Below are 25240 nucleotides of genomic sequence, written 5' to 3'. Positions count from 1 at the left end.
CACGTCGGTGGTGTCGTCACGTCAGCCCCGCCGCGCGGGCCCGTTCCACGGCCGGGCCGATCACCTTGGCGACCGCGTCGACGTCGGCCTCGGTGGAGGTGTGGCCGAGGGAGAAGCGCAGGGTGCCGCGGGCCAGGTCCGGGTCGGTGCCGGTGGCGAGCAGGACATGGCTGGGCTGGGCGACTCCGGCCGTGCAGGCGGAGCCCGTGGAGCACTCGACGCCCTGGGCGTCCAGCAGCAGGAGCAGGGAGTCGCCCTCGCAGCCCGGGAAGGTGAAGTGGGCGTTGGCCGGGAGGCGGCCGGCCGTGGAGGGGTCGCCTCCGAGGATCGCGTCGGGCACCGCCGTACGGACCCGGGTGATCAGGTCGTCGCGCAGGGCGCCGATCTCTCGGGCGAACCACTCGCGCTGTTCGGCCGCCAGCCGGCCGGCGACACCGAAGGACGCGATCGCCGGGATGTCCAGCGTGCCGGAGCGGACGTGACGTTCCTGGCCGCCCCCGTGCAGCACGGGCACGGGGGTGTACTCGCGGCCGAGGAGAAGGGCGCCGATGCCGTACGGGCCGCCGACCTTGTGGGCCGAGACCGTCATCGCGGCGAGGCCGGAGGAGGCGAAGTCGAGGGGGACCTGGCCGAAGGCCTGGACCGCGTCGGCGTGCAGCGGGATGCCGAACTCGGCGGCCACGTCGGCGAGTTCACGGATCGGCAGGATCGTGCCGATCTCGTTGTTGGCCCACATCACGGTGATCAGGGCGACATCGTCGGGGTCACGGGCGACGGCCTCGCGCAGGACCTCGGGGTGGACCCGTCCGTAGGAGTCGACCGGGAGGTACTCGACGGTGGCGCCCTCGTGTTCGCCCAGCCAGTGGACGGCGTCGAGGACCGCGTGGTGTTCCACGGGGCTGGCCAGCACCCGGGTGCGGCGCGGGTCGGCGGCTCGCCTGGCCCAGTACAGGCCCTTGACGGCGAGGTTGTCGGCCTCGGTGCCGCCGGCGGTGAAGACGACCTCGCTGGGACGGGCGCCGAGCGCCTCCGCGAGGGTTTCGCGGGACTCCTCGACCGTACGGCGGGCCTTGCGGCCGGATGCGTGAAGGGAGGACGCGTTGCCGGTGACGCCCATCTGGGCGGTCAGGGCCTCTGCCGCCTCGGGAAGCATGGGGGTGGTCGCGGCGTGGTCGAGGTATGCCATGGTGAGCCCGATTCTACGGGCCTGCGTGACCGGGCCGGAGCTGCGGGCGCCCCACCCGCGGCCGGCCTTCGGTGTCAGCGGCTCCCCGGCTTCAGAAGCTCCAGGACACCGTGCTGTCCGCCTGCATGAACGCCACCAGCAGCACCAGGTCGGCGACCCCCAGGCCCAGGCCCAGGAACGCGCGGCCGCGACGGTCCGTGCCGCGCCACAGGGCCACCGCCGCGAGGGTGATGGCGATCGGGCCGAGGAAGAGGTTGAGGACGAGGAGGCCGAGCAGGCCGAGGATGAAGGACGCGACGGCCATGCCGTCGGCGTCGCGCGTAGTGGTGCGGCGCGTGGCCGGTGCGGTGAGTTGCATGAGGGTCAGCTCCCGACGGACGGACGGACGGACGGATCGATGGCCGGACGGATAGATGGCCGGACGGATAGATGGCCGGATGGCCGCGGGAAGGTCCCCGGACGGCCGCGGGAAGGTCAGTTCGCCGACGTGCCGCGCCGGCGGCCGTAGTACTCGCGCAGCGCGAAGACGCCGAGCCAGGTCGCGATGACGGCGGCGGCGACGACGGTGAACGTCAGCGGCGCATGGGCCACGGTGCCCATGACGACGCCCAGCAGAAGAAGTGCGGCGACGAGGAACAGCATGGGATCGGATCCCCCTTCGAGATACCGCTCGCGGATACCTCTCGTGATATTTCGGTGAACGAGTGTAGTTACAGTTGTTCACTGACTAGAGAGTCTAGCGCGCGGGACGGCTTTCGTATTCCGGAGAACAGTTGTTAACTGGTGTCATGAGTCACACCCTCGGCATCCGCCAGGCCCAGAAGCAGAAGACCCGGCAGTCGCTCCTGGAGGCGGCGCTGGTCCTGCTGGAGGAGCAGAGCCTGAGCAGTCTCGGCCTGCGCGAGGTCACCCGGGCCGTCGGTGTCGCGCCGACCGCCTTCTACCGGCACTTCCGCTCCACGGCCGACCTCGGTGTGGCCCTGGTCGAGGAGGCGCTCGGCAGCCTGCACCCGATGATCCGCACGACCGTCACCACCGCCGACACCAGCGAGGAACGCATCGCGCGCGCCGTGGAGCTGATCGCCCACCACGTGGACACGCACCCCGCCCACGTCCGCTTCATCGCCCGCGAGCGGCACGGCGGGGTGCAGCCGGTGCGGGAGGCCATCCGGGACCAACTGGTGCGGTTCGCCGAGGAAGTACGGGACGAGCTGGCCAAGGACCCCGAGTCCGAGGGGTGGAACGACGACGACCTGCTGATGCTGGCCCACCTCTACGTCGACCAGATGCTCATCACCGCCTCGCTCTTCCTGGAGGCGCTGGAGGCCCCGGAAGAGGAACGGGAGCGCGTCGCACAGCTCGCGACCCGGCAGATGCGGCTCATCAGCATCGGCCGCCACCACTGGCCCGGATGACGGGCGGGCCGCGCCGCCCACCGGGGCGCCGCCCACTCCGGCCGGACGCGCGCGCCGGGGCGCCGTACGGAAAAGGGCGCCGCGCCCGGTGAACGAGCGCGGCGCCCTGCGCCGTACGGCGTCGCGGTCAGCCCTGCCGGGCCTGCCGACCCTGACCGCCGCCGGAACCAGCGGCGAGAGCGTCGGCGAAGCCACCGCGACGGCTCAAGTCACCGCGCCGACCGAGTACTTCACTTCGGGTCCGCCGGGGCGGACGCCCTCAGCCGAGCCTGACCCGGGCCAGCTGGCGGGACTGCGCGACCAGCCGGTCGGCGCTGTCCCACACCTCGGCGTCCTCCTCCAGGAAGCCGCCGGCGAGGTTGCGGGTGGTGATGGACACCCGCAGCGGGCCCGGTGCGGGACGGCACCGGACGTGCACGGTGAGCTCGACCGTCGGGACCCAGCCGGACAGGCCGATCTCGAAGGCCGTGGGCGGCAGGGCGTCCACCGCGAGCAGCAGGGAGAGCGGGTCGGCGTCGCGGCCGTCGGCGAGGCCGAACCAGGCCCGCATCTCCCCCTTGCCGGACGGCTGTCCGAGCGCCCAGCCGAGGGTCGACGGGTCGAGCTTGAGGAACAGCCGGTCCGTGATCGCCGAGCTCCCCGGAACGGGACTCGGGCCGTCCTGGGGGCCGAAGCACTGCTCCATCGGCGGGATCGCGGGCGGCTTCGCCGATGTGCGGACGTCGTCGGGGAGGGAGTCGAGGTCGCCGTAGGAGGCGAGGACGCGGATCCGCTCGACCTCGTTGCCCTCGTCGTCGTACTGCAGCAGCGAGGCCTGGCCGGTGGAGAGCGTGCGGCCGGTGCGCACGAGTTCCGTACGCACGACCGCCGGGCCGGGCTGCGACGCGGTCAGATAGTGCGCCGAGATCGTGAAGGGGTCCGGGTGCGGCAGTGCGTCGGCGAGCGCGCGGCCCAGGACGGCCAGCAGATAGCCGCCGTTGACGGCGCTGATGATGGTCCAGCCGGCCGAGAGATCGATGTCGTAGACACCGGGTCCGCGGCGGGTGAGCGCGGTGTCCCGGTCGAACTCGCTGTCGCCGATCGTGGCCCGCGCGGCCGGCGCGGTAGCTGCTTCTGGCATACCTGAACCGTACAAGAACTCGCTACTAAGCGGTAGCTTTGGTAAGGACCCTCACATGCCATCCGAACGGGCACTCGGGTGGGGCTCCGGCAATTTCTCGGTAAGTGTCCGTACTCGTCCGTAACCTCGGGCCCGCCATTTCCCTCTATCGGGGCATGAGCCTCACCGGGACTGCGTTCCTCATCACCCTGATCGTGCTGTCCGTCGTGGCCGTCGCGCTGCCGCTGCTGCTGTGGTCACGGCTGCGCGGACCGCGGGTCGTGCGCGTGGCCGCCCGGATGCTGATGCTGCTGTTCGCCCAGGGCACGGCCGTCGCCCTGGTCTTCACCATGGTCAACAACTCCAACAACCTCTACGACGGCTGGTCCGACCTCCTCGGCACCGCCGACCATGTCCAGCAGGCCGCCGACCTCGGCTCGGACGGCACCGGCGGGATAGCCCTGGAACAGCTGCCCAGAGTCGAACAGCGCTTCACCGCCGCCGGCGGCCCGGCCATGCACGCGGCCGGCGGCGTCCGCGTCACCCAGCTCAGGGGCCGGGTCTCCGGCGTCAACGCCGAGGTCTACGTCTGGCTGCCACCGCAGTACGACCAGCCCGCCTACCGGCACCACAGGTTCCCCGTCGTCGAGGTGCTGCCCGGCTACCCCGGATCGGCGAAGGCGTGGTTCGGCGCGCTGCACGCGCACGAGCAGCTGCTGCCGCTGATGCGGTCCGGCCGGATCGCGCCGTTCATCCTGGTCGCGCCCCGCACCTCGCTGCTGCCCGGGGTGGACACCGGCTGCGCCAACCTCCCGGGCACGGTCAACGCCGACACCTGGCTCAGCGTCGACGTGCCGAAGATGGTCAGGGACAACTTCCGGGCCGAGCCCGCGCCCGGCGGCTGGGCGGTCGCGGGCTACTCGGCCGGCGCGCACTGCGCGCTCAAGCTGGCCGTCGCCCACCCCGACCGCTACCGGGCCGCGGTGAGCCTGTCCGGCTACAACGACCCCATCGGCGAACGCGACTCGCTCACCGCCCGGGACCCGGCCCTGCGCGCCGCGAACAACCCCCTGCTGATACTGCGCCGGGCGACGACCCCGCCGCCCGTCTCGCTCTACCTCTCCGGCCAGCCCCACGACGGGTACGAGGCCGCCACGGCGATACGGTGGGCCGCGGCGGCGCCAACGAACGTCCACGTGGTCCACGTCCCGAGGAGCGCCGGCGGCCACACCATGAAGCTGTGGCGGCCCCAGGTGATACCGGCGTTCCGCTGGCTGAGCGAACAGCTGGGCAGCCGGCACCCCGCCGTGCGGGGCGCTACTCCTCTCGCACCGTCGACCGCCGGTTCCACGCACGCGGCGCTCGCCAGTGGTATCGCATGGCGAGCAGACGCAGGACGAAAGCGGTGAGTGCCGCGAATCCGCTGGTCAGCGGGGTGAGAGCGTCATAGTGGAGGCACAGCGCGACCATGGTGGCGCCCACGATGGCCGGCACCGCGTACAGGTCGCGGTCCCAGCGCAGCAGTGACGGCACCTCGTTGGCCAGCACGTCCCGCAGCACACCGCCGCCGACGGCGGTGGCGAGGCCAAGGGTGACCGACTGCGTGAGGCCGAGCCCGTAGTCGTACGCCTTGGTCGTGCCGGCGACGCAGAACAGACCGAGGCCTGCCGCGTCGAAGACGTTCACGCCGGTCTGGATGCGCTCCACGTGGGGATGCAGGAAGACGACCAGGAGGGCGGCGAGCAGCGGGGTGACGAAGTAGCCCAGGTCCGTGAAGGCGGCGGGCGGGACCGCGCCGATGATCAGGTCCCGGAACAGCCCTCCGCCCAGCGCGGTCACCTCGGCGAGGACGGCGATGCCGAAGACGTCGAAGTTCTTGCGGACGGCCAGCAGCGCACCCGAGATGGCGAACACGAAGATGCCGATCAGGTCGAGCGTGTGCTGGACGGAGGGGCTGAACAGTTGAGGGAGCACCCTGACATTCTTACCTGTCTGAGGGCGTGGACCTTACAAAGCCAGGCATCAGCTCGGCCTTGATACCTAAAGAGCCGGTTTCCCGGTGGTGAACAGCCAGGTCTGGAAGAGATCGTCGAGCTGCTGTCCGGAGATCCGCTCCGCCAGCCGGACGAAGTCGGCCGTGTTCGCGTTGCCGTAGCGGTGCAGTTTCGTCCAGGCGGGCAGCAGCTTGAAGAACGCGGTGTCGCCGATGCGCTCGCGCAGCACCTGGAGCGTCATCGCGCCGCGCTGGTAGACGGCCGAGGCGAACATGGTGTCGCGTTGCGGGTCGCCGACGGTGGTCTGCCAGAACGCGGAGGTGGCGGGGCGGGAGTTGTAGCCGGCCAGGAAGGAGTCGTGCGCGGACGCGGTCCCCCGGTGCTCGGCCCACAGCCACTGGGCGTAGGTGGCGAAGCCCTCGTTGAGCCAGATGTCCTTCCACCGGTCCACCGACACCGAGTCGCCGAACCACTGGTGGGCCAGTTCGTGCACGATCGTCGACTCGCTGCGCACGGCCGAGTAGACCGGCTTCGACTGCACCTCCAGGGAGAAGCCCGCCTGCGGCATGTCGTCGACGATGGCGCCGGTCTCCTCGAAGGGGTACGGGCCGAAGACCTGGGACCAGTAGTCGGTGGCCTCCGCGGTGACGGCGTACACGTCGACGTTGTTGCTGTTCACCAGGACCGGGTCGATCGCGACGTAGATCGGGGTGCCGCCCGGGGTCCGCCCGGTCCGCACGTCGAACTTGCCGATCGTGGCGGTCGCGAGGTAGGTGGCCATCGGCCTGGTCTCACGCCAGTGGGTGTAGGTGGAGCCGCCCTTGGCGTACGTCGAGACGAGCCGGCCGTTGGAGACGGCGGTCAGGCCCTTGGGGGTCTTGATCCGGATGTCGTAGGTGGCCTTGTCCGAAGGGTGGTCGCTGGACGGGAACCAGGTGGAGGCGGCGTTGGGCTCACAGGCCACGAAGACACCGTCCGTGGTCTTCATCCAGCCGTAGTCCGAACCGAACACGATGGGACCGCTCAGCGCCTCGGGGACACCGCCGTAGGTCACGGTCACGCTGAACGTGCTGCCTTTGCGCAGCGGGCTGCGCGGGGTGATCCGGATCTCGTCCGCGGCGCGCGTGAAGGCGGCGCGTCTGCCGTTCACCTCGACCTTGGTGACCTCCAGCTTCTGGAGGTCCAGGTCGAAGGAGGAGAGGTTCTGGGTGGCGCGGGCCGTGAGGGTGGTACGGCCGTCCAGGCGGTCGGTGTCCGGGTCGTAGGCCACGTCGAGGGTGTAATGACGGGCGTCGAAGCCGCCGTTGCCGAGCTGCGGGAAGTAGGAGTCGCCGATGCCGTCCGCGCCGGCGGTGGGCGCGGCGGAGGCGGCGATGACGAGAAAGGAGGCCGCCGCGGTCGCGAGGGCCCCCAGACGTGCCGAACGGGAGAGTGCCATGAGTCGTCCCTTCGGGTCATGTTCCGATCAGACGGACATGACCGACTCTGCGCTCTCCCGTTTAGGCATGAGCATGACTTTGCCAACTCGTCATGCGTTACTTGTCCGTTGACTCCTGATCGCCCGTCTCCGCGGCGGTGGACCCACCGGTCGCGGACTCGGACTTCACGTCGGCCTTCACGTCGGACTTCGGCTCGGACTTCGCCTCGGACGCGGACTCGGGCTCCACCGCGGGTGCGGCCTCGGCCTCGGCCGTGAGCTCCGCGGCCACCGCCGCCGACGTCTCCGCCGACTCGGCGAGGACCTCGTCCGGCACCAGTTCCGCGGCGTCCTTGGCGGCGGTCAGCAGCACGACGTCCTGCGGGGCCTGGTCCGCGAAGTTCTCCGGGTGGTGGCAGGCGACCTGCTGGCCGGGCCGCAACTCGACGAGCAGGGGCTCGGTGGTCTTGCAGATCTCCGTCGCCTTCCAGCACCGGGTGTGGAACCGGCAGCCGCTCGGCGGCGAGATCGGCGAGGGCACGTCGCCCTTGAGCAGGATGCGCTCGCTCTTGGCGCCCCGGCGCTTGGGGTCCGGGACCGGCACCGCCGACATGAGCGCCTTGGTGTACGGGTGCATCGGCGCCTCGTACAGCGAGGTGCGGTCGGCGAGTTCCACGATCTTGCCGAGGTACATCACCGCGATGCGGTCCGAGACGTGCCGCACGACGGAGAGGTCGTGCGCGATGATCACGTAGGTCAGGCCGAGCTCCTGCTGGAGGTCGTCCATCAGGTTGACGACCTGCGCCTGGATCGACACGTCGAGCGCGGAGACCGGCTCGTCGGCGACGACCAGCTTCGGCTTCAGGGCGAGCGCGCGGGCGATGCCGATGCGCTGACGCTGACCGCCGGAGAACTCGTGCGGGTAGCGGTTGTAGTGCTCGGGGCTCAGGCCCACCAGCTCCAGGAGCCGCTGGACCTCCTTCTTGACCCCGCCCTCAGGCTCGACGCCCTGGAGCCGGAACGGCGCCGAGACGATCCCGCCGATGGTGTGCCGCGGGTTCAGCGAACCGTAGGGGTCCTGGAAGATCATCTGGATGTCCCGCCGCAGCGGACGCATCCCGCCGGCGTTCAGCCGGGTGATGTCCTTGCCCTCGAAGTGGATGCTGCCACCGGTCGGGTCCTGGAGCCGGGTGATGACCCGGCCCATGGTCGACTTGCCGCAGCCCGACTCGCCGACCACGCCCAGGGTCTCGCCCTTGCGCACCTCGAAGTCGATGCCGTCGACCGCCTTGACCGCGCCGACCTGGCGCTGGAGCACGCCCTTGCGGATGGGGAAGTGCTTCTGCAGGCCCTCGACCTTGAGCAGCACCTCGCGCTCCTCGGGAGCGGACGCCTGGTGCGGAACCGAGGCGGCCGCGTCCGTCTTCTTCGTCTCACTCACAGCTTCGGCGCAATCTCTTCGGTCCAGATCCGCGTACGGTCCTCCGGCGAGAGGTGGCAGGCGGACCAGTGGCCGCCGCCCGCCTGCTGGAGTTCCGGGCGCACGGTACGGGTGACATCCCCCTTGGGGACGTCCGCGTACGGGCAACGGGGGTGGAAGGCGCAGCCCGACGGGACGTTGATGAGGCTCGGCGGCTGGCCCTTGACCGGGATGAGCCGGTCGGAGGTCTCACGGTCGATGCGGGGCATCGAACCGAGCAGACCCCAGGTGTAGGGGTGCTGCGGCTGCTCGAAGATCTCGTCCACGGGACCGCGCTCCACACACCGGCCGCCGTACATCACCAGGACGTCGTCGGCGATCTCGGCGACCACACCGAGGTCGTGGGTGATGAGGACGACCGCGGAGCCGAACTCCTTCTGGAGATCCCGGATGAGGTCGAGGATCTGCGCCTGGACCGTCACGTCGAGGGCGGTCGTCGGCTCGTCCGCGATGAGCAGTTCGGGGTTGTTGACCAGCGCCATCGCGATCATCGCGCGCTGGCGCATACCGCCGGAGAACTCGTGCGGGTAGCCGTCCACACGCTTGGCCGGCTCGGGGATGCCGACCCGGTCGAGCATCTCGATCGCCCGCTTGCGGGCGACCTTCTTGCTCACGTCGTGGTGGACCCGGTAGGCCTCCACGATCTGGTTGCCGATCGTGTAGTACGGGTGCATCGCGGACAGCGGGTCCTGGAAGATCATCGCCATCTCGCGGCCGCGGAGCTTGCGCACCTCGTCCGGGTCGGCGCCGACCAGTTCCTTGCCGTCGAGCCAGATCTCGCCCGACATCTGGACGTTCTTGCCACGCGCTCCGAGCCGGTGCAGGCCCATGATCGCCAGCGAGGTGACGGACTTCCCGGAGCCCGACTCGCCCACGATGCTGAGGGTCTTGCCCTTCTCCACCTTGAAGCTGAGCCCGTCGACGGACTTGACCAGGCCGTCGTCGGTCGGGAAGTGCACCTTGAGGTCGCGCACTTCGAGGAAGGAAGTCGGTGCGGCCGAGGACGCGTCGACGGGCTCGCCCACGGCGGCGCCGGTCTTGGACAGTTCGGTCACGAGAGCCTCACCCGCGGGTCGGCGGCCGCGTACAGCAGGTCCACCAGAAGATTTGCGATCACGACGAAGAAGGCGGCGAGCAAGGTGACGCCGAGGATCGGCGGGAGGTCGTTGTCCTGGATGGACTTGACCGCGTACTCACCGATGCCGTGCAGCGAGAACACCGACTCGGTGATCAGCGCGCCGCCCAGCAGCAGTCCGACGTCCATACCGAAGACGGTGATGATCGGGGTCAGCGCGGCCCGCAGACCGTGCCGGGCGACCACCTTGCTCTCCCGCAGGCCCTTGGCGCGGGCCGTGCGGATGAAGTCCTCGTTCATCGTCTCCATCATCCCGGAGCGCGTGAGCCGCGCGTAGATGGCGGAGTACAACAGCGCCAGAGAACACCACGCCGGGAAGAGCGTGTTGGCCCACTGCGCGGGGTTCTCGGTGAGCGGGACGTAGGTGCGGCCGAAGATCGGCCACTGGTAGGTGAAGAGCAGCAGCGCCAGGTTGCCCGTGAAGAACATGGGCAGGGAGACACCGGCGAGCGCGATACCCATGAAGGTGCGGTCGAAGAACGACCGCGGCTTCAGCGCCGAGACGACACCGGCCGCCACGCCGGACACCAGCCACAGCACCGCGGCACCACTGGCCAGCGAGAGCGTCACCGGAAGGCGGGACGTGAGCTGCGGCCAGACCTCGACGTGCGTCTTGAAGGAGTAGCCGAAGCACGGCGCGTTGCAGTGCGCCGTGGTGGGGCCCAGGTTGTAGGTGGCACCGCCCACGATCCCCTTGATGAAGTGCCAGTACTGGACGTAAAGGGGCTGGTCCAGACCGAGGTTCTGCTTGACCGCGGCGATGTCTGCCTTCGACGGGCTCTTGCCGATGTACTGCTGCGCCAGCTGGTCGGCGGACTGGCCGGCGAGCCGAGGCAGCAAGAAGAAAATGGCGAAGGTGACCGCGGAGACGACGAGCAGCAGGATCACTGCTGCGACCGTCCGACGGAGGATGTACGAGATCACGGGGATCGGCGCTGGTGCCCGCGGGCCTCTCGGCCCGCGGGCACCAATGCCTTCACCTGCCTTCCGGGGCTACTACTTGGTCGAGCCGATGTTGAGGTAGTCGTACTGACCGCTGAAAGCCGCCGTCGAGACCAGGTTGGTGAAGGTCGCGGGACGGTACAGGAGGACCTTGAAGTAGGTGAGCGGCACGATCACCGCGTCGTCCATGGTCTTCTTGTCGATCTCCGTGTACAGGCTGTCGCGCTCGGCCTTGTCCTGCGTGCCGATCGCCTTCTCCAGCAGCGCGTTGACGTCCTTGTTGTCGTACTGCGACAGGTTCGTGTTACCGGACTGGCTGATCGCCTTGCCGTTCAGAATCTGCTGGAGGAAGCCGTAGCCGGACGGCCAGTCGGCACCCCACTGCATCATGATGAGGCCGACGTTCTCCTTCTCGGTGAACTTCGGGACACCCGCGTAGTCGGTGAAGTACTTGCCCGACGGGTACTGCTTGAGGGTGGCGTTGATGCCGGCCTTCTTGAGCGAGGCGATGATCGCGGTGGCCGCGTCGATCTCCTGCGGACGGTCGCTGCGCGCGGTGATGTTGGTGTCGATCGACGCCTTGCCGCAGGCCTTCAGCTGCTCCTTGGCCTTGGCCGCGTCGCCCTTGTCACCATCGGTGGCGTAGACGTTCGCCTTGGCGTAGCCCGGGATGTCCGGGGGCAGCACCGTGGAGGCGATGTCACCGCGGATCGGGCCGCCCTCGGCGGTCTGCACCGAGACCTTGTCGAGCGCGAACTGTACGGCCTTGCGGCACGCGACGTTGTCGAACGGCTTCACCTTGGTGTTGATCGCCATGTAGACGAGACGGCCACCGTAGGTGTTGTCGGTGTTGGCCTTCTTGTCCGCGTTGCTGACGACCTGCGCCTGGGTCGCGGCCTGGACACCGGTGCCACCGAGGTCGATGGCGGTGCCCGCCTGGACGTCCTGGTCGATGGTCTCCGCGCTGACCTTCAGGTTGACCACGATCTTGTCCGGGTACTGCTTGCGCAGCGGGTCGGTGCTCGCGTCCCAGTTCTTGTTACGCACGAGGACGGCCTGCTTGCCCTCGGAGTAGCTCTCGAACTGGTACGAGCCCGAGGACACGATGCTCTTGACGTAGTCGATGCCCTTGTCCTTCGCCTCGGGCACGGGGGCCGTCTGGGGCGAGGCGACGAGGTAGTCGAACTCCTGGAACGCCGTCTTCAGGTGGAAGACGATCGTGCTGTCGTCCGGCGTCTCGATGGACGACAGACCCTTCTTGTCCTTGTACGGACCCGTGTACTTGTCGCCGCCCGCGAGGAACTGCTGGAAGTAGTTCGGGCCGAGGGACAGTACGTCACGGGCGAAGTTGGAACGCTCGACCGCGTACTTCACGTCCTTGGACGTGATGGCGGCGCCGTCCTGGTACTTCAGACCCGTACGCAGCTTGTACGTCCAGGTCTTACCGCCGTCGCTGGGCACACCCGCGCTCGCGGCGAGGTCCGGGACCAGCTCGTTGCCCTTGTCGCCCGCGGCGGGCTTGAAGGTCATCAGCGGACGCGCGTAGAGGCGGCTGAGGTTGTACATGAACGCGTAGTACGTGTTGCCGGGGTCGAAGGAGTCCGGGACATCGGAGTACTCGTAAGTGACCGTGCCCCCCTTCTTCGTGGAGGCGTTGACAACATCCTTGGTCGCTGCGTTCGCCCCAGCGGCCTTCGTGTTGTTGCCGTCCTTCGTGTCATCGGCCTTGCTGCAGCCTGCAATCAGCAGGCTCGCTCCGCTGATGGCCGCAACCGCGGCCAGCGCTGACCTTCGCATGATGGTCTGCTTCCCCTTCATAGTCGTAAATCTGTCGGGCACTCGCCGCTGCTGCTGCGTGTCAGCGGCTGCGCGGGTCGAGGGCGTCACGGAGACCGTCACCGAGCAGGTTGAACGCAAGGACGGTCACGAAGATGGCGAGACCGGGCACGATCATGTACTCCGGATCGACCTGGTAGTAGTCCACCGCCTGGTTCAGCATTCCGCCCCACGAAGCCTGCGGGGGCTGGATGCCGACGCCGAGGAAGCTCAGGCTCGCCTCGAAGAGGATGTTGGTCGGGATCAGCAGCGTCGAGTAGACGATGATCGGTCCGACCAGGTTGGGCAGCAGCTCCCGGAAGAGGATGTACGGCCCCTTGGCCCCCATCCCCCGGGAGGCGTCCACGAACTCGCGCTCGCGCAGGGCGAGCGTCTGGCCCCGGACGATGCGGCCCAGGTACGGCCAGTTGAAGAAGCCGATGACGAAGATCAGCACGCTGATGTGGAGCGGCAGGCCTTCCAGACCGAAGGCGCCGCCCTGGAGCGTGGCCGAGATGGCGATCGCGAACAGCAGCAGCGGGAAGGCGAGGAACGTGTCCATCAGCCGGCTGATGATCGTGTCGACCCGGCCGCCGTAGTAGCCGGCCACGACGCCGAGGACCGCGCCGATCGTGTTGGAGAGGATCGTGGCGCCGAAGGCGACGACCAGCGAGACCCAGGAGCCCTCGAGGATGCGGGTGGCGATGTCGCGGCCGAACTTCGGCTCCACGCCGAGCGGGTGGTCCCAGCTCATGCCACCCCAGTCACCCTTGGGCAGCGAGGTGTTCGGGTCGATCAGTTCCTGGTGGAAGGCGTTCGGGTCCAGGCCGAGGAGGGCCTGGATGGGCCGCGAGAGGACCGCGATCACGATCAGCAGGATCACGATGACCCCGCCGACGACGGCGACCTTGTCCTTCTTGAAGCGGGACCAGGCGATCTGTCCCAGGGAACGGCCCTCGATCCGCCCCTTCTCGACACCGATGAGCACAGCCTCCGGCTGCGCCTCGGTTGCCGATCCAGTGGTCTCGATCGGTGCGGTCACGGTGACCCGACCCCTCTCGCCGGTGGTGACCGGCTTTCATCCGCCGCTGTGCGCGACTTGGTTCACTTACCTGCTGCTGCCTGCTGCGCGGCCTGCGCCGAAGAGTACGGCTCAGCTGTCCGGTCGATCCCGGATTGGCACCGATGGGTACCCGTTCACGGGAACGACGGCCTCGCGTCTGAGAAGGCGAGTGTTCAACGCGGTCGCGATCACACGCCAGGCCTGACAGAGAATGTATGCGCAACCGTGATGCCCTTCTGAGCGTTCCGTTATCCGGACACCACACTTCGCCCTCCGGGGATCACTGGTTTTACACCCCCCGTCACCAGATGCTCACTCGATCTCCCCAGCGTCGGGCCTCCGTGCCCCAATACCGACCCACGGTGGGCGACTTGTCCCAGTCGCAACTCTGCGCATCAGGTGTGGCAGGCGTCACATCGGATCGTGACCATGCCCGATTCACCCTCGCGCGCCCTTTCAACGCCCCCAGCAAACGGGGTAATCGACCAGTTTGCGGCGATCTTCACAACTCTTCACGCATGTGAATTCAAGGATCCCCTGAGAGGGCGAACCGTCATTCCTCGAGAAGTGTTCGCCGGGCCCGAATGGCATGACCGGCTTTTCCATCGCCGACTCAGGAACTCCATCGGAAGCGCCGACCGGCGAAACGGGGAACAAATGAACAAGGCAATGAAGCGGGCGCTCTGTTCGGTCGCGACGAGCACGGTTCTCGCGGCCGGCGGCTTCGCCGTCATCCCGGCCACCTCGACCCCGGCCGCGGCCTGAGCTGGGGGATCGGGCAGGTCGAGGGAGCGGCGACTGCCGGCAGTGCGCCGTGAAGACCATGGGCACCCTGACGGCGATCACCTCGGTACGGCGCTCGGCGGAATGGCCGGACCAAGAGCACGAACGACCGCACGCCCGAGCCGCGACGCCCGGCCGGCTGTCGCCGCACAATCCCTGAGGGAATCACCGTTCGAGCAATGGAATGGACCACCCACTGCCCGAACGGACCGAAGAAAACATAAAAGGAGAAAAGGAACTGGGGAATGCGCAAGCGGTAGCAGGAGCAACGGTGTTGCTCGGCGCCGTGGTGGGGGCGGTCAGTAGGGGCGGGAGCCCGGGTAGCCGTAGCCGCCTGCGGGAGCCTGGGCCGGCGGGGCCGCCGCGTGGGCCTCGCGGTCGTAGAACGGGCGGCCGTTGGCGCGCATCCACATCACGACCGGGTCGTGCTCGTCCGACATCGCCACCGTGGACACGGGCAGCCCGTCCGGCACCGCGCCGATGGACTGCTGCATCATCCCGCGTACGGAGTCGACGGCGGACGGTGAGGTGTCGTAGACGTCGAGGCCGATGACGAGGTACGGCGCCCCGAGCGCGGGGTGCACCCAGGCGCGGCGCAGCGTGCGGATCGCCGGGGTGCGATGGGCGTTCTGCGCGAGCAGGGCGTAGAACTGGGGGATCTCGATCCCCGGTTCGGACAGCCGCAGCGGGCCGGCCGGCTGGCGCTCCAGGCCGGTGGCGATCCGGCGCAGGTCGAGCCAGGGGATGCCGAGCCCGCCGCCGGGGGCGTGCGGATTCAGCCAGAGGCCGAAGTGGTCGGGGTAGAGGGTGCGGGCCACGTCGAGGCCGTCCACCACCTCGTAGGAACGGTTCCAGCCGCTGGCCGAGAGCTCCTGGGCGGAGGTCACGCAGGGGGCGTAGCCGAACTCGTCGACTTGCATGTTCCCGTACTGGGCGTCCGGGGAACCGGCCTGGCCGTGCCACAGCAGCATCCAGACCTGGCCGGAGGACGGGGTCGCGAGCGCACGCAGGAGCGCCTCGTAGGCGTCGTAGCGCCCGGGCGTGACCTGGCGCAGCATGTGCTCGACCTGCCCGGTCGCGGCAGTGCCGCTCGCGCTCACCCTGTACCGCCCCTTCGAGAAACGTCGCCTTGGATATGAAACCACCTTAGGCGTCTCAGCCGACAACAGCCGCCCAGGAGTTCGGGGGTTGTTCCGCGTCGGCGGAAACGGTCGGCCCGCGGTCGGGCGGGCGGTCAGTGACCCCGCTGGTAGAACGGGCGGACCCGCTCCCGCATCCAGGCGGTCACCGGGTCCTCCACCACGTCCAGCAGGACGAGGTTCACCGGCCATCGCACGGCGACCCCGGCGAGCGCCCGGCCGAGCGCGTCCATCGGCAGGACGCGCAGGTCGCCCTCCCACTGGGCCAGTTCGACGCCGACGAACAGGACGGGGTCCCCGGTCTCGATGGCGGCCAGGCAGCGGCGGGCGGTGAGCACGACGCCGGTGTCGGCGAACTCGGCCGAGGCCGCGGCGAGGAAGTCCACCGGGTCGTCCTGCCAGTCCGGTTCGAACAGCCGCACCCGGCCGCCGCTGGCGAAGCCGTCCAGCGGGGTGCGTCCGCCGCGGCACAGCTCCGCCACCGCGGTCGGCGGCAGCGGGATGCCCACCACGCCGTCCGGGTTCACCGCGATGCCGACCTGCGGCGGCAGGCCGCGGGCGAACTCCACCGCCGGCGCGACGGTGTACGGCATGTGCGGGCCGACGACCTGCCGGAACTGTTGCTCGGAGCTGAAGACCGGCACGTACACCTGGCCTTCGATCTCCAGGGTGGGCAGGTCGAGCGGGCCGCTGTGCGGGCCTCCGCCGTTGGGCAGCGGCACCCAGACGAAGCTGCGGCCGAGCACCTCGACGATCCGTCCGCCGGCCGACGGCACGCCGAGGGCCGCGGAAAGCACCTCCTCCAGCTCGTTGCCGGGCCATCCGCCGTGCGGATGGGGGTGCGTCTGTGCGGGGAAGCCCGCGGAAAAGTCCGCGGGAAGATCCGCCGGGAAGTCCATCTCTCTACCGCCTGCTGGGAACCGCTGCTGTGGCTCAAAAGGCTAACCGGTGCGGGCCCCCGCGCAATCGTCCCGCAGACCGATACGCGACGGTCCCCGGAGGCCGCTCCGTCACGCCATGCCCGCGGACCACGCCGCCTGGCGCTCGCCCGGACCGACCCCTGACCCGTCGATTCGTCGATACATCCGGCATCTGATTGCCCATTCATCGACCCGTCCGTCTATTCCACCGTCAATTCATCGCCCCTGTTGGGGATTCGACCATCGAAACGTCGGGCGGCTTGAACGAGTGCCCGTCCGAACGTCGGCCCGCCCGCGCACGCACCCCTCCGCCCGTCCGCGCCATCGCCCCCCTCAGGACGCGAAGTCGATCCGGCCCAGTACGTCCGCCGCCTCACGGTCCAGCAGGACCGCCGAGCCGCAGCCCGGGGGCAGCTCACCCTTCTCGACGGCGCGCAGCAGACGGGCGGCGGCGCGGCGGTGGCGCAGGAAGGCGTACCGCGAGACGCCGCGGCCCCGGTCGCGCTGGCCCTCCAGCGCCGCGCCCGGGGTGACGTCGAGCAGCAGCAGATGCAGGGTGCCGCCCCGGCGGCGGGCCTCGCGGGCCAGCCAGTCACGCACCCAGGCCTGGGTGCCGCAGTCGTGCACCACGACACCCCGGCCGGTGCGCACGGCGCGGCGCAGTCCGGCGTAGTGGGCCAGGCGGACGAGCGGGCGGTAGACGGCGTACGGCAGGAAACGGGGCGCGCGGGCGTCCCAGCGGTCGCGGGTGTCCTGGGAGTCGACGCGGATGCCCCGGGCCGCGCGCCGCATCAGCGTGGACTTGCCGCTGCCGGGCAGGCCGGTGATCACGACCAGGTCGCGCGGGCCGAAGACCAGGCCGTGCGGGCTGTGCCCGGAGCGCTCGCGCAGGTCGCGGACGACCGGCGCGGGCAGTGGCGCGCGCACCTCAGCGGCCGCGGCCGCGGGCTGCTTGGGCAGTGCGGCGGCCGTAGTGGCGTACGCCGTGATCCTGTTCACCGTCATCGTCCTCCCCCTGGGGTCAGGTAAGTCCTTTCCCCGCCAAGCGTAAAGAGACGGTAATGCGTGATGTCCGGTGTTTTCGTGCGCGTAGCGCCACAAGCCGGTTACAGATGCGGCCTGCCCCTCGGCGGACGCGGCGTGCGATGATGTCCGCGCCAACTGCATACCGGCCGCTTGAATCCGCGCGGGAGAGTCCCCAGCAGCACTGCTGCGCCGGGGCGCCGAAGGAGCAAGTCCCTCCCTTGAATCTCTCAGGCCCCAGTTACCGCGCGGGCGAGGCACATCTGAAAAGCGGGCCGCTGCGACAGCGGCTCCACCCAAGGTGCAAGTCCTGACCACGCGTGGTCACGACGAACCTCTCAGGTTCCGATGACAGATGGGGAGGAACGACCTCGCCCTCCCCCGTGCCCGGTTCCGCCGCGCAGGGGACCCCATCGCCCTGGGAGACGACCGTCCGATGAGCAGTACCCCACTCCGTCACACCGCGCTGGATGCCGTGCACCGCTCGCTCGGAGCGACGATGACCGACTTCGCCGGCTGGGACATGCCCCTGCGCTACGGCTCCGAGCGGGACGAGCACAACGCGGTGCGCACCAGGGCCGGTCTCTTCGACCTGTCCCACATGGGCGAGATCACGGTCACCGGAGCGCAGGCCGCGGCCCTGCTGAACCACGCCCTGGTCGGCAACATCGGCTCCGTCGGCGTCGGCCGCGCCCGCTACACCATGATCTGCCAGGCGGACGGCGGCATCCTCGACGACCTGATCGTCTACCGGCTGGGCGAGACGGAGTACATGGTCGTCGCCAACGCCTCCAACGCGCAGACCGTGCTCGACGCGCTCGTGGAGCGGTCCGCCGGCTTCGACGCCGAGGTCCGCGACGACCGCGACGCCTACGCCCTGATCGCCGTCCAGGGCCCCGAGTCCCCCGGCATCCTGAAGTCCCTCACCGACGCCGACCTGGACGGCCTGAAGTACTACGCGGGCCTGCCCGGCACCGTCGCGGGCGTCCCCGCCCTCATCGCGCGCACCGGCTACACCGGTGAGGACGGCTTCGAGCTGTTCGTGGCCCCGGCCGACGCGGAGCAGGTGTGGCAGGCGCTCACCGAGGCCGGCGCGCCCGTCGGACTGATCGCGTGCGGTCTGTCCTGCCGGGACACGCTGCGCCTGGAGGCGGGCATGCCGCTGTACGGGCACGAGCTGACCACCTCCCTGACGCCCTTCGACGCCGGGCTCGGGCGGGTCGTGAAGTTCGAGAAGGAGGGTGACTTCGTGGGCCGGGACGCGCTGACCGAGGCCGCTTCCCGCGCGGAGGCGAACCCCCCGCGCGTCCTGGTCGGCCTGGTCGCCGAGGGCCGCCGGGTCCCGCGCGCCGGGTACGCCGTCGTGGCCGGCGGTGAGGTGATCGGCGAGGTCACCTCCGGTGCCCCCTCGCCCACGCTGGGCAAGCCGATCGCCATGGCGTACGTCGACGCGGCGCACGCGGCGCCGGGCACCACGGGCGTCGGCGTGGACATCCGAGGTACCCACGAGCCGTACGAGGTCGTGGCGCTCCCGTTCTACAAGCGCCAGAAGTAGACACTGAGCGCGGTCCTCGCGTGACGCCGCGCACCTTTCCGCCGCTCACCAGCGGTCGCGACCATCCCCCATCCACCAGCACTCCCCCGCGTACAGGAGAATTCAGGCCATGAGCAACCCCCAGCAGCTGCGCTACAGCAAGGAGCACGAGTGGCTGTCGGGCGCCGAGGACGGCGTCTCGACGGTCGGCATCACGGAGCACGCGGCCAACGCGCTCGGCGATGTCGTGTTCGTCCAGCTCCCGGAGGTCGGTGACACGGTGACCGCGGGCGAGACCTGCGGCGAGCTGGAGTCGACCAAGTCGGTCAGCGACCTGTACTCCCCCGTCGACGGCGAGATCACCGAGGTCAACGAGGACGTGGTGAACGACCCGTCGCTGGTGAACTCGGCCCCCTTCGAGGGCGGCTGGCTGTTCAAGGTGCGCGTGACGGACGAGCCGGCCGACCTGCTCTCCGCCGACGAGTACACCGCCTTTTCCGCCGGCTGAGGAGTCACCCACCCATGTCGCTTCTGAACACCCCCCTGCACGAGCTCGACCCGGACGTCGCCGCCGCCGTCGACGCCGAGCTGCACCGCCAGCAGTCCACCCTGGAGATGATCGCCTCCGAGAACTTCGCGCCGGTCGCGGTCATGGAGGCGCAGGGCTCGGTCCTGACCAACAAGTACGCCGAGGGCTACCCGGGCCGCCGCTACTACGGCGGCTGCGAGCACGTCGACGTCGCCGAGCAGATCGCCATCGACCGGGTCAAGGAGCTGTTCGGCGCCGAGTACGCCAACGTGCAGCCCCACTCGGGCGCCTCCGCCAACCAGGCCGCGCTGTTCGCGCTGGCCCAGCCCGGCGACACGATCCTCGGCCTGGACCTGGCGCACGGCGGCCACCTGACCCACGGGATGCGGCTGAACTTCTCGGGCAAGCAGTTCGACGTGGTCGCCTACCACGTGGACGACTCCGGCCTGGTCGACATGGCCGAGGTGGAGCGGCTCGCCAAGGAGCACCGCCCCAAGGTGATCATCGCGGGCTGGTCGGCGTACCCGCGTCAGCTGGACTTCGCGGAGTTCCGCCGGATCGCCGACGAGGTCGAGGCGTACCTGTGGGTCGACATGGCGCACTTCGCGGGTCTGGTCGCGGCGGGCCTCCACCCGAACCCGGTGGAGCACGCGGACGTGGTCACCTCCACGACCCACAAGACGCTGGGCGGTCCCCGCGGCGGCATCATCCTGGCGAAGAAGGAGTTCGCGAAGAAGCTGAACTCCTCGGTCTTCCCGGGCTTCCAGGGCGGCCCCCTGGAGCACGTGATCGCAGCCAAGGCGGTCTCCTTCAAGATCGCCGCCGGTGAGGACTTCAAGGAGCGCCAGCGCCGTACGGTGGACGGCGCGCGGATCCTCGCCGAGCGGCTGACCGCGCCGGACGCCCGCGAGGCCGGGGTGAACGTGCTGTCGGGCGGCACGGACGTGCACCTGATCCTGGTCGACCTGCGCGCCTCCGAGCTGGACGGCCAGCAGGCCGAGGACCGCCTCCACGAGGTCGGCATCACGGTCAACCGCAACGCCGTCCCGAACGACCCGCGCCCCCCGATGGTGACGTCGGGCCTGCGGATCGGCACGCCCGCCCTGGCCACCCGCGGCTTCACGGCCGAGGACTTCGCCGAGGTCGCGGACGTGATCGCGCAGGCGCTCAAGCCGTCGTACGACGTCGAGTCGCTGAAGTCCCGGGTGCGGGCGCTGGCCGACAAGCACCCGCTGTACCCCACGCTGGGCCGCAAGTAGTACCGCCGTACGGGGCACCGCGCGCACACTGAGAGGTGAGCGCGGTGCCCCACCCCTTGTTCCACCCCCGTTCTGAGGAGTCACCGTGGCCATCTCGGTCTTCGACCTGTTCTCGATCGGTATCGGCCCGTCCAGCTCCCACACGGTCGGCCCGATGCGCGCGGCACGCATGTTCGCGCACCGGCTGCGCAACGAAAGCCTGCTGGACGCCGTCGCGTCCGTCCGCACGGAGCTGTACGGCTCCCTCGGCGCCACCGGCCACGGCCACGGCACCCCCAAGGCGGTGCTCCTCGGCCTGGAGGGCGACTCGCCGCGCGAGGTGAACGTGGAGCGGGCCGACGAACGGGTGGAGGAGATCAAGGCGGAGGGCCGGCTCCGGCTGCTCGGCGAGCACGAGATCCCGTTCTCCTTCGACGACGACCTGATACTGCACCGCCGCGAGACGCTCCCCTACCACGCGAACGGCATGACGCTGTGGGCGTACGACGCCGCGGGGAAGGAACTGCTGTCGAAGACGTACTACTCCGTCGGCGGCGGCTTCGTCGTCGACGAGGACGCGGTGGGCGCGGACCGCATCAAGCTGGACGACACGGTCCTGAAGTACCCCTTCCGCACGGGCGACGAACTGCTGCGCCTGACGAAGGAGACGGGCCTGTCGATCTCCGCGCTGATGCTGGAGAACGAGCGCGCCTGGCGCACGGAGGAGGAGATCCGCTCCGGCCTGCTGGACATCTGGCGGGTGATGCAGGCGTGCGTGGCGCGCGGCATGTCCCGTGAGGGCATCCTGCCGGGCGGCCTGCGGGTGCGCCGCCGCGCCGCGGTGACGGCCCGTCAACTGCGCGCCGACGGCGACCCGTTGGCCCACTCCATGGAGTGGATCACGCTCTACGCGATGGCGGTGAACGAGGAGAACGCGGCCGGCGGCCGGGTGGTGACCGCCCCCACGAACGGCGCCGCGGGCATCATCCCGGCGGTCCTGCACTACTACATCAACTTCATCCCCGGCGCGGACGAGGACGGCGTGGTCCGCTTCCTCCTCGCGGCCGGAGCCATCGGCATGCTCTTCAAGGAGAACGCCTCCATCTCCGGCGCCGAGGTCGGCTGCCAGGGCGAGGTCGGCTCCGCCTGCTCCATGGCCGCCGGCGCCCTCGCCGAGGTGCTGGGCGGCAGCCCCGAGCAGGTGGAGAACGCCGCCGAGATCGGCATGGAGCACAACCTCGGCCTGACCTGCGACCCCGTCGGCGGCCTCGTACAGATCCCCTGCATCGAACGCAACGGCATGGCGGCGGTGAAGGCTGTCACGGCCGCCCGCATGGCCATGCGCGGCGACGGCTCCCACAAGGTCTCCCTCGACAAGGTCATCAAGACCATGAAGGAGACCGGCGCCGACATGTCGGTCAAGTACAAGGAGACGGCCCGGGGCGGGCTCGCGGTGAACATCATCGAGTGCTGAGGGGGGCGGGCCCTGACCAGCGCGTTCCTGTCCTTCCGCGCTGTCGGCCTCACTGACCACGTTGCTCGCGCTGCTGGCGCTGCTCGCGCTGAACTCGGTGGCGACGCCGGCGACGGCCGCGATGGTCGTCGCCACGGCAGGCGGGCGGCATCAGCGCCAGGAGACGGGGCTGCGGTAGCCGGCCATGCGCTCGAGGCGTCGCCAACGGGCCTGCGGGCGGCGGTTGCCATGGGCGAACGGCGGAGTGGCGACGCACTGCGCGGCGGTGCGGGCCGCCAGAACCGCGATCAGCGCGGCGAGTTCCTCGGGAGTGGGATCGCCGTGGACGATGCGGAGGTCCCCCAGGTCCATCTGCTGCCCCTTCGGCGCGCTCACTGGGGTGGGCCGCCGTGCTTGGTGCGGAGCATCCTCAGTTGGTTCGGCCGCCGCCCGTGGGGTTTCAAGGCCGCTTCACCGAGCCCGAGTCGAGCTTCCTTCGCCGAACTCCGGTCGAGTTCGGCGAAGGAAGCGACGGTGACGTGCAGGAGCGGGCGGCCTGGGGCTGGGCCCCGGAGTAATCATCGTGATCAGTCGTGAAGACTCGAAGAATTCACGAATAATCGAGGTCAGCCGACCGGCGTCTCATTGGCCGCGATGAGCCTGCGGTATTCCTTGGCGTTCAGGAGGAGGTCCTCGTCCAGCGGGTCGAAGATCATGCCGTAGACGGAGTGGAAACCCTGATAGTCGAGCTGGCAGAACTCCAGCGTTTGAGCGACCGGGGCGAGGTACTCCTCGAGGGTCCGTCGGGCGAGGCCGTCCGCGGCGTAGGTCTCCAGGGTGCTGCCGACCGTGACGGCCAGCCAAGCCTTCTTGCCCTGCAGCGCGGAGGCGGAACCGTCGAAGGTGAAGGCGAAACCGTGCACCAGCACCGCGTCGAACCAGGCCTTGAGCAGCGGGGTGACGCTGTACCAGTAGACCGGGAACTGGAGGATGACGGTGTCGTGCTCGCGCAGCAGCTCCTGCTCGCGTGCGGCATCGATCTTGAAATCGGGGTAGGTCTCGTAGAGGTCGTGGACGGTGACGTCGTCCAAGTCCTTGATCCCGGCGAGCCAGGTGGCGTTGCCACGGGATTCCGCGAGGTTCGGGTGGGCGACAATGACGAGGGTGCGATTGGTGGTCACTGATTGTTCCATTTCTCGTTTAGGACGCGAACCCGCGTGCGTCCTCACTGTCAATAGTGGCGAGCGGGTCGGCCGTGTCCGCGGTGATGCGTTCTTCTCGAGCGCTTCGAAAGGGCGATCGTTCCGGAACGAGCGGCTGTGCCTCTGTAAGTAAAGGCAGTCAGTGATCCGAGCGGTATTTATCACGCAATATTGACGGACTCGTTCCACCGGAGACCGTCCAGGTGGTGGATTTTCACGCGCACCCTCAACGCCCCGAGGGTTCGGCGCGGTCGGGATGCGTCCGGTTCGTGATCATCCGAAGCCGAGGAGTGCGCGAGGCCGGTGCGGGTTGCGGGCGTGGTGCAGGGCACCTCGGCGATCCACTCGCCCACCGCCGGCAGGCAGGTTGCCCCGGCCAGGACCGCCCGGACGTCAGCCGACTCTGTCGAAGCCCTGCCCGGCGAGACAGTGCCTGCCGCACAGGCTGAAGATCGAGCTTGGATCGACCTCACGTGTGCCGGACGTTCGCCGCTCTGGAAAATGGCCCGCAGGAGCTCAAGGGGTGAGGAGTTCGCACTCCTTGATGACCAGCACCGTTCCGTCCTCGCTGAAAACCCGACATTCTCCCTTGACGGTGACGGTGACGCCCAGCGGGACGCTTCGCACGAGCCGGAATGACTCCTTGATGCGGTGGTCAAACGGCAGCACGAAGATGGCGAGGTGGGGGCCTCCGGGGGCGTCTGACACATCCACCACCGGCGTACCATATTGGCTTTCGCCCGTTCGTATGGAGATTCCCTCAAGAGTGAGGAATTTTCCATAGTAGGCACGCTCGGCGGCGGCGCGGTCCGCGGTGAATTCGTTGTGGAGGTCTCGAATTTTCATTGGTTGCCGCCTTCTCTCTCTTGGCGTTGAGGTCTTTGGGGCCACAGGGTCACTGCCCGATGGTGTTGAGTTCGGCGATCGCCTCGTCGGGCAGTTGGAGGTCAGCCGCGGCGATGTTCTCCCGCAGGTGAGCGACGCTGGAGGTTCCGGGGATCAGCACCGTCGACGACGAGCGCCGCAGCAGCCAGGCGAGCGCCACCTGCTGCTCGGAGGCGCCGAGGCGGCGGGCGACGTCGCGCAGGGTCCGTGACCGCAGTGGGTCGAATCCACCGCCAAGGGGGAAGAACGCGGCGTAGGCGATGTTCTCCTCGGCGCAGCGATCGACGAGGTCGTCGTCGGCGCGGTCGGCCAGGTTGTACCGGTTCTGCACGGTGACCACGGGGGCGATGGCCTGGGCTTGGGTGAGCTGGGCGTCGGTGATCCCGCTGAGGCCGAGGTGACGGATCAGGCCCTGCTCTCGCAGGCCGGCCAAGGTGCCGAACGGCTCGGCGATGGAGGACCCGTCACCGTCGAACGCGGCCGTACGCAGGTTGACCACGTCCAGGGTCTCCAGGCCGAGGTGCCGGAGATTCTCGTGGACCTGGGCCTTGAGGTCGGCGGGGTCCAGGGAGGTGATCCAGCCGCCGTCGGCGCTGCGGCGGACGCCGACCTTGGTGACGATGTGCAGACCGGCCGGGTAGGGGTGCAGGGCATCCTTGATCAGTTTGTTGACGACAGCCGGCCCGTAGAAGTCGCTGGTGTCGATGTGGGTGACGCCGAGCTCGACCGCTGCGCGCAGCACGGCGATCGCGCGAGTGCGGTCCTTGGGCGGTCCGAAGACACCGGGACCGGTCAGCTGCATCGCGCCGTATCCCATCCGAGTGATGCTCAGGTCGTCGGCGAGGGACAACTTCTGCGGGGCGGGGATACTCTCTCGGGTCTGTTCGCGGCATCGTCGTGGACCGCTCGGCGCGTCCATCGGGTAAGTCTCCGTAAGTGCGGCGGAGGCAGGGACGCGGTCGGGTGGCCAGGGGCGCGCGCCCCTGGC

General features: G+C 69.4%; 25 protein-coding genes and 2 riboswitches. Of the genes, 7 read left to right on the top strand and 18 right to left on the bottom strand.

Annotated elements, in window-relative coordinates:
• Positions 1-16: 16 nt before the first annotated feature.
• The 3 genes from ACWCQK_RS24555 to ACWCQK_RS24545 form a co-directional block, all read right to left on the bottom strand.
• Complete coding sequence (locus tag ACWCQK_RS24555; RefSeq protein ID WP_451158284.1) at positions 17-1186, bottom strand: cysteine desulfurase family protein; 1170 nt, start codon at positions 1184-1186, stop codon at positions 17-19.
• A gap of 91 nt (positions 1187-1277) precedes the next feature.
• Complete coding sequence (locus ACWCQK_RS24550; protein WP_451158282.1) at positions 1278-1544, bottom strand: DUF4190 domain-containing protein; 267 nt, start codon at positions 1542-1544, stop codon at positions 1278-1280.
• Positions 1545-1660: 116 nt separating this feature from the next.
• On the bottom strand, positions 1661-1828 hold the full coding sequence (locus tag ACWCQK_RS24545; RefSeq protein ID WP_451158280.1) for a hypothetical protein: 168 nt from the start codon (positions 1826-1828) through the stop codon (positions 1661-1663).
• 146 nt (positions 1829-1974) lie between these two features.
• Here ACWCQK_RS24545 and ACWCQK_RS24540 point away from each other — a divergent pair, with 146 nt between their 5' ends.
• Positions 1975-2601, top strand: a complete 627-nt coding sequence (locus ACWCQK_RS24540; RefSeq protein ID WP_451158278.1) for a TetR family transcriptional regulator — start codon at positions 1975-1977, stop codon at positions 2599-2601.
• A gap of 259 nt (positions 2602-2860) precedes the next feature.
• On the opposite strand, the gene ACWCQK_RS24535 is transcribed toward ACWCQK_RS24540, so the two are convergent.
• Positions 2861-3721: a thioesterase family protein gene (locus ACWCQK_RS24535; RefSeq protein ID WP_451158276.1), complete on the bottom strand. Its 861-nt coding sequence runs from the start codon at positions 3719-3721 to the stop codon at positions 2861-2863.
• A 155-nt stretch (positions 3722-3876) separates the two neighbouring features.
• Here ACWCQK_RS24535 and ACWCQK_RS24530 point away from each other — a divergent pair, with 155 nt between their 5' ends.
• Positions 3877-5109: an alpha/beta hydrolase gene (locus ACWCQK_RS24530; protein WP_451158274.1), complete on the top strand. Its 1233-nt coding sequence runs from the start codon at positions 3877-3879 to the stop codon at positions 5107-5109.
• On the opposite strand, the gene ACWCQK_RS24525 is transcribed toward ACWCQK_RS24530, so the two are convergent.
• The 7 genes from ACWCQK_RS24525 to ACWCQK_RS24495 form a co-directional block, all read right to left on the bottom strand.
• Positions 5018-5674 carry a trimeric intracellular cation channel family protein gene (locus ACWCQK_RS24525; protein WP_451158272.1) on the bottom strand — a complete coding sequence of 219 codons (657 nt, stop codon included), beginning with the start codon at positions 5672-5674 and terminating at the stop codon, positions 5018-5020. The genes ACWCQK_RS24530 and ACWCQK_RS24525 overlap by 92 nt on opposite strands.
• Positions 5675-5740: 66 nt before the next feature.
• On the bottom strand, positions 5741-7132 hold the full coding sequence (locus ACWCQK_RS24520; protein ID WP_451158270.1) for a M1 family metallopeptidase: 1392 nt from the start codon (positions 7130-7132) through the stop codon (positions 5741-5743).
• A gap of 97 nt (positions 7133-7229) precedes the next feature.
• Entirely contained in the window at positions 7230-8552 is a 1323-nt protein-coding gene (locus ACWCQK_RS24515; protein ID WP_451158268.1) for an ABC transporter ATP-binding protein, read from the bottom strand.
• Positions 8549-9646, bottom strand: a complete 1098-nt coding sequence (locus ACWCQK_RS24510) for an ABC transporter ATP-binding protein (protein WP_451158266.1) — start codon at positions 9644-9646, stop codon at positions 8549-8551. Before ACWCQK_RS24510 ends, ACWCQK_RS24515 begins: the two co-directional genes overlap by 4 nt.
• A complete protein-coding gene (locus ACWCQK_RS24505) occupies positions 9643-10650 on the bottom strand; it encodes an ABC transporter permease (protein ID WP_451158264.1) in 1008 nt (335 codons plus the stop codon). The genes ACWCQK_RS24510 and ACWCQK_RS24505 overlap by 4 nt, the downstream gene beginning before the upstream one ends.
• A gap of 72 nt (positions 10651-10722) precedes the next feature.
• Positions 10723-12465: an ABC transporter substrate-binding protein gene (locus ACWCQK_RS24500; RefSeq protein WP_451158262.1), complete on the bottom strand. Its 1743-nt coding sequence runs from the start codon at positions 12463-12465 to the stop codon at positions 10723-10725.
• A gap of 61 nt (positions 12466-12526) precedes the next feature.
• Positions 12527-13525: an ABC transporter permease gene (locus ACWCQK_RS24495; RefSeq protein WP_451158260.1), complete on the bottom strand. Its 999-nt coding sequence runs from the start codon at positions 13523-13525 to the stop codon at positions 12527-12529.
• A gap of 444 nt (positions 13526-13969) precedes the next feature.
• On the opposite strand from ACWCQK_RS24495, the gene ACWCQK_RS24490 reads away from it, so the two are divergent.
• The gene (locus tag ACWCQK_RS24490; protein WP_451158258.1) at positions 13970-14311 is read left to right on the top strand and encodes a hypothetical protein; all 342 of its coding nucleotides are present in this window, start codon (positions 13970-13972) and stop codon (positions 14309-14311) included.
• Positions 14312-14628: 317 nt separating this feature from the next.
• Here the strand turns inward: ACWCQK_RS24490 and ACWCQK_RS24485 are convergent, their stop codons facing one another.
• The 3 genes from ACWCQK_RS24485 to ACWCQK_RS24475 form a co-directional block, all read right to left on the bottom strand.
• Entirely contained in the window at positions 14629-15429 is an 801-nt protein-coding gene (locus ACWCQK_RS24485; protein WP_451158256.1) for an enhanced serine sensitivity protein SseB C-terminal domain-containing protein, read from the bottom strand.
• A gap of 134 nt (positions 15430-15563) precedes the next feature.
• On the bottom strand, positions 15564-16367 hold the full coding sequence (locus ACWCQK_RS24480; protein WP_451158254.1) for an enhanced serine sensitivity protein SseB: 804 nt from the start codon (positions 16365-16367) through the stop codon (positions 15564-15566).
• A gap of 354 nt (positions 16368-16721) precedes the next feature.
• On the bottom strand, positions 16722-17393 hold the full coding sequence (locus ACWCQK_RS24475; RefSeq protein WP_451158252.1) for an AAA family ATPase: 672 nt from the start codon (positions 17391-17393) through the stop codon (positions 16722-16724).
• Positions 17394-17565: 172 nt separating this feature from the next.
• A riboswitch (glycine riboswitch) is annotated at positions 17566-17668 on the top strand.
• Positions 17669-17776, top strand: a riboswitch (glycine riboswitch).
• A 71-nt stretch (positions 17777-17847) separates the two neighbouring features.
• Between ACWCQK_RS24475 and gcvT the strand changes: the two genes are divergently transcribed.
• The 4 genes from gcvT (at position 17848) to ACWCQK_RS24455 (ending at position 22186) form a co-directional block, all read left to right on the top strand.
• Complete coding sequence (gcvT, locus tag ACWCQK_RS24470) at positions 17848-18966, top strand: glycine cleavage system aminomethyltransferase GcvT (protein WP_451158250.1); 1119 nt, start codon at positions 17848-17850, stop codon at positions 18964-18966.
• A gap of 109 nt (positions 18967-19075) precedes the next feature.
• A complete protein-coding gene (gene gcvH / locus ACWCQK_RS24465; RefSeq protein ID WP_385782305.1) occupies positions 19076-19453 on the top strand; it encodes a glycine cleavage system protein GcvH in 378 nt (125 codons plus the stop codon).
• A gap of 14 nt (positions 19454-19467) precedes the next feature.
• Positions 19468-20733, top strand: a complete 1266-nt coding sequence (gene glyA, locus ACWCQK_RS24460; protein WP_451158248.1) for a serine hydroxymethyltransferase — start codon at positions 19468-19470, stop codon at positions 20731-20733.
• An 85-nt stretch (positions 20734-20818) separates the two neighbouring features.
• A complete protein-coding gene (locus ACWCQK_RS24455; RefSeq protein WP_451158246.1) occupies positions 20819-22186 on the top strand; it encodes an L-serine ammonia-lyase in 1368 nt (455 codons plus the stop codon).
• Between the two features lie 150 nt (positions 22187-22336).
• Here ACWCQK_RS24455 and ACWCQK_RS24450 read toward each other — a convergent pair whose 3' ends face one another.
• The 4 genes from ACWCQK_RS24450 to ACWCQK_RS24435 all read right to left on the bottom strand — a co-directional run bounded on the left by ACWCQK_RS24450 (position 22337) and on the right by ACWCQK_RS24435 (position 25171).
• A complete protein-coding gene (locus ACWCQK_RS24450) occupies positions 22337-22537 on the bottom strand; it encodes an acyl-CoA carboxylase epsilon subunit (protein WP_451158244.1) in 201 nt (66 codons plus the stop codon).
• A 254-nt stretch (positions 22538-22791) separates the two neighbouring features.
• Complete coding sequence (locus ACWCQK_RS24445) at positions 22792-23346, bottom strand: NAD(P)H-dependent oxidoreductase (RefSeq protein ID WP_451158242.1); 555 nt, start codon at positions 23344-23346, stop codon at positions 22792-22794.
• 537 nt (positions 23347-23883) lie between these two features.
• On the bottom strand, positions 23884-24258 hold the full coding sequence (locus ACWCQK_RS24440; protein WP_451158240.1) for an OB-fold protein: 375 nt from the start codon (positions 24256-24258) through the stop codon (positions 23884-23886).
• A 4-nt stretch (positions 24259-24262) separates the two neighbouring features.
• The gene (locus ACWCQK_RS24435) at positions 24263-25171 is read right to left on the bottom strand and encodes an oxidoreductase (RefSeq protein ID WP_451158238.1); all 909 of its coding nucleotides are present in this window, start codon (positions 25169-25171) and stop codon (positions 24263-24265) included.
• Positions 25172-25240 lie beyond the last annotated feature (69 nt).

The sequence above is a fragment of the Streptomyces sp. NPDC002306 genome, assembly GCF_053593435.1.
This window is presented reverse-complemented; position numbering and strand designations above follow the sequence as displayed.